This is a genomic window from Vreelandella sp. L-15 (assembly GCF_056857635.1).
Genome location: NZ_JBSXNN010000080.1, coordinates 1 through 15,678 on the forward strand (window position 1 = coordinate 1; position 15,678 = coordinate 15,678).

Genomic DNA, 15,678 nt, shown 5'->3' on the forward strand with positions numbered 1-15,678 from the left:
CTCTGAAAAGCCTAACAGTGATTATACGCCCTGCCATGAAACCTCAATGAACGTGACATCACAATGACTGAGGTTTCATAGCCACCAAATTGAATCTACCTCATTGATTCTACAGCGTGCAAAGAGAATTTTGGCGATGTAGCCAAAATTCGCAGGCTTGCGCGTTTTGCTCGCCTCAATAATACTGTTTTTACATACAGCATTATTAAGGCATTCTCCCATGAAACTGATGGAACGCGTCAAGGCAACCATGAGGGTCAAGCGCTATAGCTTACGCACCGAAAAAACCTATTGTTACTGGATTCGATTTTACATTCGGTTCAACAACTTACGTCACCCTGCCACGCTAACAGGTCATGAAGTACGGCAATTTTTGGAGTATCTGGCAATCGAAAGGCACGTGGCAGCGGCTACACAGAATCAAGCACTCAATGCCATCGTCTTCCTTTATCGCCATGTGCTGGACCAGCCGCTTGGCGAGATTGGTCAATTTAGCCGAGCTAAGCGCCCTCAGCGCTTACCAGTGGTGCTTTCCCATCAGGAAGTAATGGAGGTATTTCAGCACTTGTCTGGCTCTATGCTTCTCATGGCCTCACTTATGTACGGCTCAGGTTTACGTGTCTCCGAAGCTTGTCGGCTTCGCGTCAAAGATATTGATTTCTCAAGGCAAATCATCACGGTGTATGCAGGCAAAGGCAACAAAGACCGCACCACGCTACTGCCGCCTTCTTGCGTCCAGCCATTACATACGCATATACAAATGGCAGAACAACAACTGAACGCTCGCCTTGAAGCCAACGCTACTCCTGTGTCACTGCCATATGCTCTGGACCGTAAATACCCGAACGCGGGTATTTCACTTGCATGGCAGTGGCTTTTCCCTTCCTCTAGGCCTTGCTTCGATGAGAGGGGGCGCGTCGTTCTACATCACATTCATGCCTCTGCCGTCCAAAAAGCCGTCAAATATGCCATGCGCTCATCTTCTTTAACACGCCCTGGCTCATGCCACTCTTTGCGGCACAGTTTCGCCACTCAGCTACTAAGCCAAGGTACTGACATTCGCACTGTTCAAGAGCTGCTGGGCCATAAAAGTATCGAGACCACCCAAATATATACCCATGTGCTAGGCAATGGGTTTGCGGGTGTCAGAAGTCCATTGGGTTAGTGAAGGGCAGTTATGCTTCCATGAACCCCGTGTGTTCGATCAAGCTAACGCCCCTTGCATCTCCCCCTCTCGCCTCCTACACTGCGCTGAATACTGCTTGACGGGGTGCCGGTGGAACCGGCTGAGATCGCTATACGGCTGGCTGCTGCAGCAAGTCGTCACGGCGGGGCCCGTTGAACCTGATCCGGCTAGTACCGGCGTAGGAATCAAGCGGTGGTTGGGGGTGCGCCGTGTTCACCTGATACCTTGCCCCAACTCACTCTCCCTTCGCCCGTGCGCCGGTTCGCTGTACCACCGGAGGCATCCAATATGGGCTACCGCTTTACCGATCTCACCACTGCTTGCCAGCAAGATTGGCGCGCCTACATCGAGCACGATTTCGTGCACCAGCTGGGCAACGCCACGCTGCCTGAGGCATCGTTTCGCCACTACCTGAAGCAGGATTATCTGTTCTTGATCCACTTCGCCCGCGCCTATGCGCTAGCCGCTTACAAAAGCCCCACCCTGGCAGATCTACGCCAAGCCCACGAAGGCATGAAAGCCATCGTGGACGTGGAGTTGGGCCTGCACGTGGGCTTTTGTCAGGAGTGGGGGATTTCCGAGCAGGAGCTTGCCGAACTCCCCGAAGCCCGCGCTACGCTGGCCTACACCCGCTATGTGCTGGATACCGGCAACCGCGGCGACCTGCTCGATTTGCACGTGGCGCTGGCCCCGTGCCTGGTGGGCTACGGCGAAATCGCCAACTGGCTGAACGCGCAGCCTTCCACGCTGCGCGGCGCGCAAAACCCGTTTGATGCCTGGATCGCCATGTACGAAGGCGAGGAGTTCCAGGCCGCCATGCAGGCGGAGCTTGCGTGGCTCGATGCCCGCTTGACGGATGTCACCCCCGCCCGCTTTGCTGAGCTAAGCAAAATCTTCCGCGATGCCACCCGTCTGGAAATCGACTTCTGGCAGATGGGTTTAGACCTTTCTGAATAATCTCCTACAACATAGAGCAACCGTCATGACCAAGACCGTCAAAAGCAACACCGCACACTTTTTAGCCGAAACCGCCCAGGTCGATGCCGCCGCCGTGGCGCCGCTGCCCGGCTCGCGCAAGGTGTACGTGGAAGGCTCGCGGCCGGATATTCGCGTGCCGTTTCGGGAAATCACCCTCTCGCCCACCAAAACCAGCGGCGCAGATGAGCAGAACCCGCCACTGCTGGTGTACGACACCTCCGGCCCCTACACCGACCCCAGCGCCAACATCGATTTGCGCCAGGGCCTGCCGGAGCTACGCCGGGCCTGGATCGAAGAGCGCAACGACACTGAGTTTCTGGATGGCCCCACCAGCCAGTACGGCCAGCGCCGCGCCAACGACCCCACCCTTGCCCAGCTGCGCTTTGATTTAAGCCGCACACCCCGCCGGGCGAAAGCGGGCAAGAACGTGACCCAGCTGCACTACGCCCGCCAGGGCATCATCACGCCGGAAATGGAGTTCATCGCCCTGCGGGAAAACCAGCGCCGCCAGGCGTTGGGTACGGCAGAGGTAGAGCGCATTCTGGGCCATCAGCATGCGGGCCAGAGCTTCGGCGCTAGCCTGCCCAAGGAGATCACCCCGGAGTTCGTGCGCGATGAGGTGGCCCGTGGCCGGGCAATCATTCCCAACAACATCAACCACCCGGAAAGCGAGCCGATGATCATTGGCCGCAACTTCCTGGTGAAGATCAACGGCAACCTGGGTAACTCGGCGGTCACCTCTTCCATTGAAGAGGAAGTAGACAAGATGACCTGGGGCATCCGCTGGGGTGCGGATACCATCATGGATCTCTCCACCGGCCAGAACATCCATGAAACCCGCGAGTGGATCATCCGCAACTCGCCGGTGCCGATTGGCACGGTGCCCATTTATCAGGCACTGGAGAAGGTCAACGGCATTGCCGAAAACCTCACCTGGGAGATCTTCCGCGATACGCTGATCGAGCAGGCGGAACAGGGGGTGGATTACTTCACTATCCACGCCGGGGTACTGCTGCGTTACGTGCCGCTCACCGCCAACCGCGTCACCGGTATCGTCAGCCGTGGCGGCTCCATCATGGCGAAGTGGTGTTTGTATCACCATCAGGAGAGCTTCCTGTACACCCACTTCGAAGAGATCTGCGAGATCTGCAAGCAGTACGATGTGGCGTTCTCCCTCGGCGACGGCCTGCGCCCCGGTTCGATTGCCGATGCCAACGATGAAGCGCAAATGGCGGAGCTGAAAACCCTCGGCGAACTCACCCACATTGCCTGGAAGCACGATGTGCAGGTGATGATCGAAGGCCCTGGCCATGTGCCCATGCACCTGGTGAAAGAGAACATGGATAAGCAGCTGGAGTACTGCGACGAAGCGCCCTTCTACACCTTGGGACCGCTGGTAACCGATATCGCCCCCGGCTACGACCATATTACCTCGGGCATTGGTGCCGCGATGATCGGCTGGTTTGGCTGCGCCATGCTCTGCTACGTGACGCCGAAAGAGCACTTGGGCCTGCCCAATAAAGATGACGTAAAAACCGGCATCATCACCTACAAGATTGCCGCCCACGCGGCGGATTTGGCCAAGGGCCATCCGGCGGCGCAGCGCCGTGATAACGCGCTCTCTAAAGCGCGCTTCGAGTTCCGCTGGGAAGACCAGTTCAACCTGGGGCTAGACCCGGACACCGCCCGTGAATACCACGACGAAACCCTACCCAAAGACTCCGCCAAGGTAGCCCACTTCTGCTCCATGTGCGGGCCGAAGTTCTGCTCCATGAAGATCAGCCAGGAAGTACGTGACACCTACCGCGACCGCACCCCGGAAAACGCCAGCGAAAGCGATGCCGAAGCAGTGAAGCGCGGTATGCAGGAGCAGGCGGAGAAGTTCCGCCGGGAAGGCAGCGCGCTGTACCAGGAGGTGTAGCCCTGTGACACCCCAACCGGAGCCATCATGGGCTCCGGTTGTTCCTTTTGCGCAACAAGCATCACTTTTTCTTCTTGTTCTTCTTGGCCCCTTCCTTGGCATCGCCTTTGCCTTTGACTTCGGCTTTGCTGCTGCCGGTGGCCTTACCGGCGGCTTCTTTGGCTTTCCCGGCGGCTCTTTTCAGCGTAGTGCCTCGTTAAAAAATTACCTCAACTACTTTTCGAGCAGGCGAGTAGGTTCCCAGCGGTTGAGCAGATAGTGCAGACAAATCATCACCGATAGCGTGCCGATCAGCGCTATGCTCATGGACGAAAAGCGATACAGCGCGCTGTAGACCAAGTCCTGCTGTGGCCCCAACGACTGGCCGAACAGAATGCCCATGGTGGTGAGCCCGCCAAACCCGATGCCGGAACCGCCGCCTTCCAAGATGTGCTCCCGCGCAAACAGCATCAAACCCAGCCAATAAAGCAGAATCACCAGCACAAAGTGGTGGCTTTGGGTGTAGAGCGCCAGCTGCATCACCAGCGCGAGGTTACAGCCCAAAAGCGTGCCCACCGCGCGCTTGGCCGCCGACACCTGCGCGCCAAAGTAGCCCAGCGTAAACAGAATCAAGATGGTGGCCATTTGCGCCGAGAGCGACCCGCGCAGATCGAGCACCTGAAACACTACGAACGAAAGCGTGGCGGTGATGCCGCCAATCAGGGTTTCATGGCGGATTTGCGCCGTCGATTTGCTGCCTCTGGGTGGCGGTTGGCGGGGTTCCCTATCGGGGAACAGGGTGTACATCAGCATGGCGATGAACACCGCCAGCACACTGGCCATGAGGTTGCTGGCCAACAGGTCGCTCAAATCCACACTGGAGTAGCTGGCGAAGTGCAGCAGTATGCTGAGCGTCAACACGCCGTTGGCACCAAACAGAAACAGCGGGCCTTTGGCCATTAAGTTGAAACGCAGCAAAAACAGCCCCAGCACTACCAGCGTCATCACCACGGGCATGTGTTTTAACAGCCCGACCACCAGGCTCACCTCCAGCACGTTGAGGCTCACGTTGGAGAGAAACTGGCGAATGATCGAGCCATTCAGCACCGGCACCAACCCCAGCAAGAACATCGGGAATACGGTAAAGAAGACGCCGTAATTCCAGCCCATCAATTGGCTGATGATGAACCCCAAGGTGCCGCCGCCCGCGACCCGCAGGCACTGGCGCAGTCCGTTTTGGCTAAGTCCGTTCTGGCTAAACCCATTCTGACTGAGCGCCGAGGAAGCGGGCACTGAGCGCGTAGCGGATGTTCCCGTACGCGCACTTGATTGAGTAGGCGATTTAGTAGACATAATGAAGCCAGCTCACGAGCCGAGCCTGCAGCCAGGCAAACGGCTTGGCCAGCGCGTGCTCGCCGGGCACTAGCTGCACCGTGGCCCGCGCGCCGCTGGGCGGAAGCTCGCCCAAAGGCTCGTCCAGCGTGATGTGAATACGCACCCGCTGGGCATCGCGCACCCAGCGGTCGGAGGTCGGAATGTCCACCAGCTGCCCGTCGGCCACTTGCTGCCCTTCCCGCACACCGGCATCGAACGCGCTCACGTGGCCTGCCAACAGTCGTCCCGGCAGCGCATCGAACACCACCGTTGCTTCGTCGCCTTCCTTCACGTGGCGCAAGCTTTTCTCGCGAAAATCGGCCACGACGTCGACACGGCTGGCCACCAGCGCCACGGCGGGCTGGCCGGCCTGTACGTAATCCCCCGGCTGTAGCTGCAGGTTGGTGACTTCGCCCGCCTCCCGCGCTCTTACCGTGGCACGGGCCACGTTTAACTCGGCTTGGGCGAGCGCATTGTCGGCCTGGCGCAGCCGCAGGTTGGCGTCGCCCTCTTCACCTAGCTGCACTTCTAGGCTATCGATTTGCGCGCGGGCAAACGCCACGGCAGCTTGGGCCGTATGCTCGGCGGCCACTTGCTGCTCGTACTGCTGGCGGGAGATGCCCTGCCGCCCTAACAACGCCTCAGCGCGGTGGCGCTCACCGCTGCGCTCTTCGAACGTGGCTTGAGCTGATGCCAGCGAGGCTCGCGCCGCCGCCAATTCGGCGGTTAGCCGAGCGTTCTCCTGCTCGGCCTGCTCGCGATTCAGCGCAGCCTGCTGGCGTGCCAGCTCGAACGGTGTCGTATCTAGCTGAAACAGCACATCGCCCGCGTTCACCCGCTGATGGTCCCGCACCACCACGTCTTTCACCGGCGCGCTGAGCTCCGGCGCAATACGCGTCACGGGCCGCATCGCGCGCGCTTCCGGAGTCATGGGCATAAAGCTATCGGCGAGTAAGAAATAGACGAACAGCACTACAAACGCCGCCAGGGCTATTTTCACCCAGCGGGTAAATCGTTGATCAGGGGTCATGGGTATTACTCGTTCACTGGCCCCCAAGCGGTCACGTGCACTCGGGGTAGCGTTAGATGGAATACCTTAGTCTAACAAATTTATTAGCACGCTAACAATAATCGTAAAAAAACCCCGCTGCCGAGTCTGTGCTCGGTCAGCGGGGTCCTATTCCCTTGATGAATAAGCGCTAAACGCTTGCCGTGTTAGAAGCGGTAGCGAAGGCCTACGCTCGCCGCATCGAAATCGTAGGCGGACTCGTCCAGGTAGCGCATGTAGTCGGCACCAATCGAGACGTTGTTAGCAATATCCATCTCGGCACCCGCGCCGTAAGAGAGACCACTTTCGCGATTATCGCTGATCTCGACCTCGGAGAAACCCGCTAAACCGTAAAGACGGAAGTTGGGCGCTACCGGGAGGATGCCTTTAGCATACGCACCCGCCAGATGGTCTAGATCGGCGCCGCGATCCGAACCGCCGGTGCCTAGGTGGCCCTCGAGGGCGAAATAATCGTTGAATTGGGCACCACCGCGCAGGCGTAGGCCGACATCGTCACGGGAGTCGCCACGGTCAGGGTTGAGGCTCCAAAACATGGCATCGCCACCCACGTATCCTTGTGGGTATTGGAAAGATTCTTGGGCTTGGGCGGATGCCGCAAACGCACCTGCACCTAACAGAAGCGCTGCGGAGGTCAGTGATAAGACGGTCATCTTCATGGGGTAAACCTCAGTTAAAAAACAGTGTTTCCTTACGCTTTTGCAGTATTGCCCAAGCCCATGAATAACGCAATTGACCCTCTCATGCTTGCATCGAGTTTCCTTTTTTCTTGCACTGTTGATGACGTTTTCTAGCGCCCTTTGGAAAGGCTCAGCACGACAATACCTCCGACCACCACCGCGCCTCCCACTAGCTGGCTAGGGCTGAGCATTTGCCCAAGCACCAGATAGGCAATTAGCAGCGACGCCACCGGCTCGAAATTCATCACTGGTGCGTTGCGGGCCATATCCAGCCGGGGTACGAAAATAAACAGAATCGAGAACCCGCTACCGTACAGCAACGCCAGCAGCGTTAGACCTACCCAGCCGGTGCTGTTGTCCGGCAGGCTCATACCGCCCGGCACCGCCCCTAAAAACCCACCAATAATCATGGCGATAAACACGGTTTGCATAGTCAGCAGGCTGCGCAGCGTGCTGCCTACCCCGGCCAAGCGATGCTCGGTCACCCACAGCGCACAGGCAAACGCGAACGCGGCAAACAGACCAAAGCCAATGCCTGCCAGCCACTCCGGCCCCATGGCATCGGCGTTGGCCACCCAGCTAGGAATATCCAGCACCACCAACAGGCCAATCAGAATGGTGCCCATAATCAAGCAACTGCGCAGCGATGGCCGAGGGCCGCCCAGCGCCCAACTAATCAGCGCCAGTTGAATAGGAAAGGTATTCACTAGCAGCAGCGCAATCACCACCGGCAAGCGCGCCACGGCGGAATATAAGCTGACACTTTGCAGCGTAATAAGAAGCCCCACCGCGAGCTGCCAGCGCCACGCTCCCGGAGGCAGCCAAAGGCGTTTTTTCTGAAGAATCACCAAGGAAAGCAGAATCAAGCAAGCCACGCCTGAGCGCATCAACACCGCTAAGAGCAATCCTGTGCCATTATCAAACGCCAGCCGAGCTGAGACGTGGTTAGCAGCGAACATCGTCGCCACCGTCATCATCAGCAGAATAGCGAGATGTCGGGGTAGCAGTGTGGGGCTTGAAATTGAGGACATAGGAACAAAACGGCTCACGATTGGTTATATAAGGAACAGGATGCCGACATTTTACATAGAAGGCTAACTAAATTCTTCGCTGATTTTCCGCGTCGCAGCATGTTAAACTAAAGTCTATTCCCTTAACTTCCTCATTACGTTACAAAGGTGGTTATGAACGCACCGGTGCTGGTCATTAACTGTGGCTCTTCTTCTATTAAATACGCTTTGATCGATGCGGACCCGCAGGCACCACGCTTGGCCGGGCTAGCGGAGCGCTTAGGCAGCAGCGACGCCCGCTTGAAAGGTAAAGACAGCGCCGGTGAAAGCTTTACCCAACCGCTGCCGAATGCTGACCACGCCGACGCCTTGAACGCCATTCTTCAGCGTTTGGAAGGTCGCGTACCGGGGGCCGTGGGCCACCGCATCGTTCATGGTGGCGAGCACTTCACCCAAGCAGCGCTGATCGATGACAGTGTGATCGAGGCCATCGAGACCACCGCTGCCTTAGCACCGCTGCATAACCCGGCTAACTTGGCGGGCATTGCCGCTACCCGCAAGGTGTTTCCAGAACTGCCGCAAGTAGCTGTATTCGATACCGCCTTCCACCAAACGCTGCCACCCCGCGCCTACCGTTACGCATTGCCGGAAGCGCTTTACACCGAGCACGGCATTCGCCGCTACGGTTTTCACGGTACCAGCCACGCCTTTGTTAGCCAGCGCGCTGGCGAGCTGAGCAGCCGTGGCGCAGGCGGCTGGCTTACCGCTCACCTGGGCAACGGCTGCTCCACCAGCGCCGTGTGGAACAACCAGAGCCTGGATACCAGCATGGGCCTTACCCCGCTGGAAGGCCTGGTGATGGGCACCCGCAGCGGCGACGTGGATCCCGGCCTGCATGCGCATCTGCACCGCCAGTTAGGTTGGTCGCTAGATGAAATCGATAACGTACTGAACAAGCAGAGCGGCCTGCTGGGGCTTTCCGGCCTGACCAACGATATGCGCGAAGTAGAAGACCAAGCCATGGCCGGGCACCCTGGCGCCAAGTTGGCGCTGGACGTCTTCTGTTACCGCATTGCCAAATCCCTGGCGGCGCTGTCTTGTGCATTACCTAAGTTAGACGGCGTGATCTTCACTGGCGGTATTGGCGAAAACTCGCCTATCGTACGTCGTGAAGTGCTGGCCCTGCTGCCCCACTTTGGTTTCAGCTTAGATGAAGCGGCCAATGAAGCCACCATCCGTGGCAAAGAGGGCAAGCTGGATAGCGCTGGTCATCAAGGCCCGGAAGTGTGGGTGATCCCCACCGATGAAGAGGGCCGCATTGCCATGGAAACCCGCCACTGCGTGGAGACCCCTGAATGAACAGCTCCCCCGAGCAACCCCAAGCCATTCTGCTTGTCCCCACCAGCATGGGGGCAGGCTTGACCTCGGCCTGTCTGGGCCTGATTCAGGCGCTGGACACCATTGGCCTGAAAGCCGGCTTTCTGAAGCCGTTCATGCAGAACGAGCTGAACGGCCCGGGCCTTGACCGCTCGACGGCGCTGGTCTCGCGGACGCTGAACCAGCGCCCGCCCTCGCCTATTTCCCAGGCACGCCTGGAGCGGCTGCTGCGCGACGACCAAACCGACGAGCTGATGGAAAACGTCATCGAGCTCTACGAGCAGGTGGTGCAGCAGGCCTACCGAGACGGCAGCGCGCTGGATCTGATCGTGGTGGAAGGCGTGGTGCCGACCCAGCACACCACCTACGCTACCCAAACCAATGCGCAGCTCGCGCATGCGCTGAACGCACGGATCATTCTGGTGGGCACCGGGGATCTCAACGAACCCCAGGCGCTGGCCGAAGAGTTGGATATGCACGCCCGCAGTTTTGGCGGCGTTAGCTCTAGCCGCACCTTGGGCGGCATTCTGATGCGCATGAAGAACCTGCCCTACGGCCAGGAAGATGACCTTTCGGCCGCGCCGGGCACCATCAAACCGCAGCTGGAAGAGCCGGTGCTCAACGAGCTGCGCCGCTACTCCCCGGCGCTGGCCACCGACCGCTTCCACCTGATTGGCGTAGTGCCTTACAGCAAAACTCTGAGTGCCCCGCGCACGCTGGACGTGGCCCGGGCGCTGAATGCCAAGATGCTCAACGAAGGCGAAGCCGCCAGCCGCCGCGTGCTATCTACCAGCCTGTGCGCCCGAAGTGCGGCCAATGCGCTGCATATCTTCACCCCGGGCAGCTTGGTCGTGGCCTCCGGCGACCGTGACGATGTGGTGCTGGCCTCCGCGCTGGCCACCATGAACGGCACCCAGCTGGCGGGCGTTTTGCTCACCAACGGTTTCTTGCCCAACGAGGGCATGATCGAGATGTGCCGCCCAGCGCTGAAAACCGGCTTGCCGGTGCTGGCGGTAGAAACCGACAGCCTGACCACGGCGCAGAACCTGAGCCAGCTCAGCACCGAAATCCCCATGGATGACTTCGAGCGCGCCGAGCAGGTGGCCCGCTACGTGGCTGCCCACATGGATTTGGAGTGGCTGAAAGCCAAGCTGAGCCGTGGCTACACCCGCCGCCTCTCACCCTCGGCGTTCCGCCACCAGTTGGTGAAGCTTGCTCAGCAAGCCAAAAAGCGCATCGTGCTGCCGGAAGGCGACGAGCCGCGCACCATCGAAGCGGCGATCATCTGCCAGCGTCGCGGCATTGCCGACTGCGTGCTGTTGGGCAAACGGGAAGATATCGAGAGCGTCGCCCATCACCGTGGCCTCACGCTGCCCGATGCGCTGACCATCATCGACCCGGAAAGCACCCGCGCCCGCTACATCGGCCCCATGGTGGATCGTCGACGCGGCAAACTGAACGAGCTAACCGCCGAAGCACAGCTTCAAGATACGGTAGTGCTGGGCACCATGATGCTGCAGCTGGATGAAGTCGATGGGCTGGTGTCAGGGGCGGTGCACACCACCGCCAACACTGTTCGCCCGGCGTTTCAGCTAATCAAAACGGCGCCTGAGTACAACCAGGTCTCTTCGATCTTCTTTATGCTGCTGCCGGAACAGGTGGTGGTGTACGGCGACTGCGCGGTGAACCCAGACCCGGATGCCGAAACGCTTGCCGAAATTGCCCTGCAAAGCGCCCGCTCTGCTGAAGCGTTTGGCATCGAGCCCCGCGTGGCAATGATCAGCTACTCCACTGGCGACTCCGGCACCGGTGCGGATGTGGATAAAGTGCGTGAAGCGACCCGCATCGCCAAGGAGCGCGCACCGCATCTCGCTATCGACGGCCCGCTGCAGTACGACGCCGCCGCCATCGAAAGCGTGGGCAAGCAGAAAGCCCCCGACTCCCCCGTGGCGGGCAAGGCAACGGTGTTCGTGTTCCCCGATCTCAACACCGGCAACACGACCTACAAAGCCGTTCAGCGTAGCGCCCGGGTAGTCAGCGTCGGCCCGATGCTGCAGGGTTTGAACAAGCCGGTGAACGACCTGTCGCGCGGCGCTCTGGTGGATGACATCGTCTACACCATCGCCCTCACCGCGATCCAGGCCAGTCAGCGGGAAGGCTAAGTACTCACCGGTCTATACGCGCTAAAAGCAACGCCCCGAACGGTCAACTGTTCGGGGCGTTTTGGTTTTGCGTCAGGTTTAATTGTTCGGAGGTATCACGCCCACATGGGTACCATCGCCTCCAGCACCATCACTAAGCTCATGGCGGTGATAGTCAAAATCGACACTCCGAATACTTTCTTCGCCCAGCGCACGTCGTCTTCTAATCGATAGCCACACAGCGCCAAGTAGAGCCAGTAGCCCCCCATGGTGAGCGCCACGCACAGGTAGCCTGCGCCCGCTTGGCTGGCCAGTACCAGCGCCAGTGACGCGGGAATGAAGGCCACGATATAGCCCAGAATATGGTGTTTGGCACGTTTGATACCGTGAACCACCGGCAGCACGGGTATCGACGCACGGCGATAATCGGCGTAGCGGAAAATCGCGATGGCGTAGGAGTGCGGCATTTGCCACAAGCAGAAAATCACCAGCAGCATGAACGCGCCGCTGTCGAACTGCCCCGTGACCGCGCAGTACCCCACTACCGGCGGCATGGCGCCAGAGAGACTGCCCACCAGCGTGCCGTACTCGGAGTGGCGCTTCATGTAGAGGCTATACACCCCCACGTAGACGCCCCAGCCGATTACCGCCAGCGCCACCGTCAACCCGTTGGTGCCCAGCGCCAAGCAGACAACACCGGCCACCCCCAACAGCGCTGAAATGCCCAGCGCCTGGGTGATCGAGATGCGCCCCTTGGCCAGAGGGCGATGGCGCGTACGCGCCATCAGTGCATCAATATCCCGGTCGATGACGTTGTTACAGGCGCAGCCCGAAGCAATCACCAGGGCAATGCCCATCATCACCGAGGCAAAGGTGACCCAATCGAAGGTGCCGTGAGCGGCTAAAAAGTAGCCGCCCAAGGTCGCAATCAAGTTGCCACCAATGATCCCCGGCTTAGTGAGCGCCAGCACGTCGCGCCAGCGGCTCGGTGCCACGTTTAGCCGATCATCATGTTGAGATGCAGATGCTGCATGATCCATAACGAGCCCCCTACCACCAGGACGAGTATCGTCAGTGTGAAAACGAAGGACATCACGTTCCAGCCTTCGTCGGCTTTGGTATTCATATGCATAAACATGACCAGCTGGACCAAAATCTGCAGCACGGCTGTTATAGCGATGACCACCACCGTCGTGGCGGTGCTCAACGCACCGCTCATAACGACCGCGAACGGAATCACGGTTAGCACTAAAGATAGCAGAAGCCCCGTCACATACGATTTAACGCTGCCGTGGGAAGACGTTGAAGATGATGAATGACTCATGTCACAGCACTCCCATCAGATAAACGAACGAGAAGACGCAGATCCACACGATGTCCAGGAAGTGCCAGAACAGGCTCAGGCACAGAATCCGCGGACGTGTCATCGGGGTGATGCCCTTGGTCGAAAGCTGCACGAGCATCACTAGAATCCACACCAAACCAACGGTCACGTGGAGGCCGTGGGTGCCGACCAGGGTAAAGAAGGACGAGAGAAACGCGCTCTGATCAGGGCCGTAGCCCTGATGAATCAAGTGCTGAAACTCGTACACTTCCATACCGACGAACGCGGCACCGAGCAAGAAGGTGATCGCCAGCCACGCTTTTACTTGGCCGACGCGCTCGGCGTTCATCGCCAGTACGCCCATACCAAAGGTGAAGCTACTGAACAGCAGCAGGAAGGTTTCGACCAGCACAAAGGGCAGCTCAAAAATATCTGCCGCCGTTGGCCCGGCGGCCGTGCCTTTCATCAGCACGGCGTAGGTAGCGAACAGTGACCCGAAGATCACCAGGTCACTCATCAAGTAGACCCAGAAGCCAAATACTTTCGTGCCGGTCGCGTCGTGGTGCTCATGGGGCTCGGACGCGGCGCCATGATGTAGAGTATCGGTGGCCATTACGCGCGTGCCTCCACATAGTTGGTCTGTTCACGGTCAGACGCTGCGCTGCTCGACGCAGACGTTTTGCGCTTTTCGTGCGCGCGCTCGATGCGCTCTACTTCGGCAGCGGGCACGTAGTAGTCGATATCTTCGTTGAATACACGGGCGATGAAACTGACGACGATGCCCAATGCACCCACGGCTGCCAACCACCAGATATGCCACACTAGCGCAAAGCCTAGAATCAGCGCGAAGAAGCTAATCACCGGACCCGCCACGGTATTGCGCGGCATGTGAATATCGGTGTAGGGCGCTTCGTCCAACTGCTCGTTGCTACGCTGCTTTTGCGACCAGAAGCTGTCGATGTCGCCGACTTCCGGCAGGCGCGCGAAGTTGTAGAACGGTGCAGGCGACGAGATGGACCACTCCAGCGTGCGACCATCCCAGGGGTCGCCGGTTAGGTCGGCATTCAGCTTGCGGTCGCGGATACTGACCCAGAACTGAATGATGGTGCAGGCAATCCCCATCATGATGATCACGGCACCTACCCAGGCCAGAATCATCCAGGGTTGCCACTCAGGATTCGCGTAGGACTGCATACGGCGCACGGCACCGAAGAAGCTCAGCACGTAGAGCGGCATGAACGCGACGTAGAAGCCGATGAACCAGCACCAGAACGAGCGCTTGCCCCACTTCTCGCTCAGCGTGAAGCCGAACGCTTTGGGGAACCAGTAGGTCAGGCCCGCCATCATGCCGAACACCACGCCGCCAATGATCACGTTGTGGAAGTGGGCAATCACGAACAGGCTGTTGTGCAGGACGAAGTTGGCTGCTGGCAGCGCCAGCATCACGCCGGTCATACCGCCTAGGGTAAAGGTGATGATGAAGCCCAGGGTCCATAGCACTGGCGAGGTCAGCTCCAGGCTGCCGCGGAAGATGGTAAACAGCCAGTTGAACACCTTCACCCCGGTGGGGATGGCAATGATCATCGTCATGATGCCGAAGAAGGCATTGACGTTGGCCCCGGCGCCCATGGTGAAGAAGTGGTGCAACCAGACGATGAACGACAGCAGCGTGATGGCCACGGTGGCCCACACCATGGTCTTGTAACCGAACAGGCGCTTACGGGCGAAGGTCGCGATGACTTCCGAGAACACGCCAAAGGCGGGCAGGATCAGAATGTACACTTCCGGGTGGCCCCAGGCCCAGATGAGGTTGACGTACATCATCATGTTGCCGCCAAAGTCATTGGTGAAGAAGTGCATACCGAAGTAGCGGTCAAGCGTTAGCAGCGCGATGGTCGCAGTCAGAATCGGGAACGAGGCAATAATCAGGACGTTGGCGCACAGCGACGTCCAGGTAAAAATCGGCATGCGAAACAGGGTCATGCCTTTGGTGCGCATTTTCAGAATGGTAACGAAGAAATTAATGCCGGTGAGCGTGGTGCCTATCCCGGATATTTGCAGTGCCCATATCCAGTAATCGACCCCCACCCCAGGGCTAAACTCTATCCCCGATAAAGGCGCATAAGCGAGCCAGCCGGTTTTGGCGAACTCCCCTACCACGAGGGAAATATTGACCAAAATCGCCGAGACAGCGAACAGCCAGAAACTCAGGTTATTCAAAAACGGGAAAGCAACGTCGCGGGCGCCGATTTGCAGCGGCACCACCAGGTTCATCAGGCCGATGACCATGGGCATCGCAACGAAGAAGATCATGATTACGCCGTGGGCGGTAAAGATCTGATCGTAGTGTTCAGGAGGGAGATAACCAGCAGCCCCACCGGCCGCCATGGCCAACTGGGTACGCATCATAATCGCATCGGCAAAGCCGCGTAGCAGCATCACCAAGGCCACCACAAAGTACATAATGCCGAGCTTTTTGTGATCAACGGAGGTGAACCACTCGTTCCACAGCCAGCCCCATTTTCGGTAGTATGTCAGTGCGCCTAGTAGCGCGGTACCCCCAATCGCCATAAAGGCGGCAACGACCATAATGATCGGTTCGTGGTATGGAATGGCTTCTAACGTGAGTTTTCCAAACATGC

General features: G+C 58.8%; 13 protein-coding genes and 1 riboswitch. Of the genes, 5 read left to right on the forward strand and 8 right to left on the reverse strand.

What is annotated here, in order from left to right:
• Positions 1-220: 220 nt before the first annotated feature.
• The 3 genes from AC13CY_RS11900 (at position 221) to thiC (ending at position 4,085) form a co-directional block, all read left to right on the forward strand.
• Entirely contained in the window at positions 221-1,165 is a 945-nt protein-coding gene (locus tag AC13CY_RS11900) for an integron integrase (protein ID WP_213262290.1), read from the forward strand.
• Positions 1,166-1,256: 91 nt separating this feature from the next.
• Positions 1,257-1,388, forward strand: a riboswitch (TPP riboswitch).
• An 86-nt stretch (positions 1,389-1,474) separates the two neighbouring features.
• Positions 1,475-2,143, forward strand: coding sequence for a thiaminase II (gene tenA, locus AC13CY_RS11905; RefSeq protein WP_483052569.1), 669 nt, complete (start codon positions 1,475-1,477; stop codon positions 2,141-2,143).
• Between the two features lie 25 nt (positions 2,144-2,168).
• Positions 2,169-4,085, forward strand: coding sequence for a phosphomethylpyrimidine synthase ThiC (gene thiC / locus AC13CY_RS11910; RefSeq protein WP_483052570.1), 1,917 nt, complete (start codon positions 2,169-2,171; stop codon positions 4,083-4,085).
• Positions 4,086-4,298: 213 nt separating this feature from the next.
• Here thiC and AC13CY_RS11915 read toward each other — a convergent pair whose 3' ends face one another.
• The 4 genes from AC13CY_RS11915 to AC13CY_RS11930 form a co-directional block, all read right to left on the reverse strand.
• Positions 4,299-5,417: a DUF2955 domain-containing protein gene (locus tag AC13CY_RS11915; protein ID WP_483052571.1), complete on the reverse strand. Its 1,119-nt coding sequence runs from the start codon at positions 5,415-5,417 to the stop codon at positions 4,299-4,301.
• Entirely contained in the window at positions 5,407-6,468 is a 1,062-nt protein-coding gene (locus tag AC13CY_RS11920) for an HlyD family secretion protein (protein ID WP_074210920.1), read from the reverse strand. Before AC13CY_RS11920 ends, AC13CY_RS11915 begins: the two co-directional genes overlap by 11 nt.
• 185 nt (positions 6,469-6,653) lie before the next feature.
• Positions 6,654-7,163 carry a porin family protein gene (locus AC13CY_RS11925; protein WP_058575966.1) on the reverse strand — a complete coding sequence of 170 codons (510 nt, stop codon included), beginning with the start codon at positions 7,161-7,163 and terminating at the stop codon, positions 6,654-6,656.
• Between the two features lie 131 nt (positions 7,164-7,294).
• Positions 7,295-8,215: an EamA family transporter gene (locus AC13CY_RS11930; RefSeq protein WP_058575965.1), complete on the reverse strand. Its 921-nt coding sequence runs from the start codon at positions 8,213-8,215 to the stop codon at positions 7,295-7,297.
• 153 nt (positions 8,216-8,368) lie between these two features.
• Here AC13CY_RS11930 and AC13CY_RS11935 point away from each other — a divergent pair, with 153 nt between their 5' ends.
• Both AC13CY_RS11935 and pta read left to right on the forward strand, forming a co-directional pair.
• A complete protein-coding gene (locus tag AC13CY_RS11935) occupies positions 8,369-9,553 on the forward strand; it encodes an acetate/propionate family kinase (RefSeq protein WP_335589747.1) in 1,185 nt (394 codons plus the stop codon).
• The gene (gene pta / locus AC13CY_RS11940; RefSeq protein WP_483052572.1) at positions 9,550-11,733 is read left to right on the forward strand and encodes a phosphate acetyltransferase; all 2,184 of its coding nucleotides are present in this window, start codon (positions 9,550-9,552) and stop codon (positions 11,731-11,733) included. Before AC13CY_RS11935 ends, pta begins: the two co-directional genes overlap by 4 nt.
• Positions 11,734-11,828: 95 nt before the next feature.
• Here the strand turns inward: pta and cyoE are convergent, their stop codons facing one another.
• Genes cyoE through cyoB form a run of 4 tightly spaced genes read right to left on the reverse strand, consistent with a single transcriptional unit; the run spans position 11,829 to position 15,676 of the window.
• Positions 11,829-12,752 carry a heme o synthase gene (gene cyoE, locus AC13CY_RS11945; protein ID WP_253016901.1) on the reverse strand — a complete coding sequence of 308 codons (924 nt, stop codon included), beginning with the start codon at positions 12,750-12,752 and terminating at the stop codon, positions 11,829-11,831.
• On the reverse strand, positions 12,710-13,036 hold the full coding sequence (gene cyoD / locus AC13CY_RS11950) for a cytochrome o ubiquinol oxidase subunit IV (protein WP_044629017.1): 327 nt from the start codon (positions 13,034-13,036) through the stop codon (positions 12,710-12,712). Before cyoD ends, cyoE begins: the two co-directional genes overlap by 43 nt.
• Position 13,037: 1 nt before the next feature.
• Entirely contained in the window at positions 13,038-13,649 is a 612-nt protein-coding gene (gene cyoC / locus AC13CY_RS11955; protein ID WP_044629016.1) for a cytochrome o ubiquinol oxidase subunit III, read from the reverse strand.
• Complete coding sequence (gene cyoB / locus AC13CY_RS11960; RefSeq protein WP_483052573.1) at positions 13,649-15,676, reverse strand: cytochrome o ubiquinol oxidase subunit I; 2,028 nt, start codon at positions 15,674-15,676, stop codon at positions 13,649-13,651. Before cyoB ends, cyoC begins: the two co-directional genes overlap by 1 nt.
• Between the last annotated feature and the right edge of the window lie 2 nt (positions 15,677-15,678).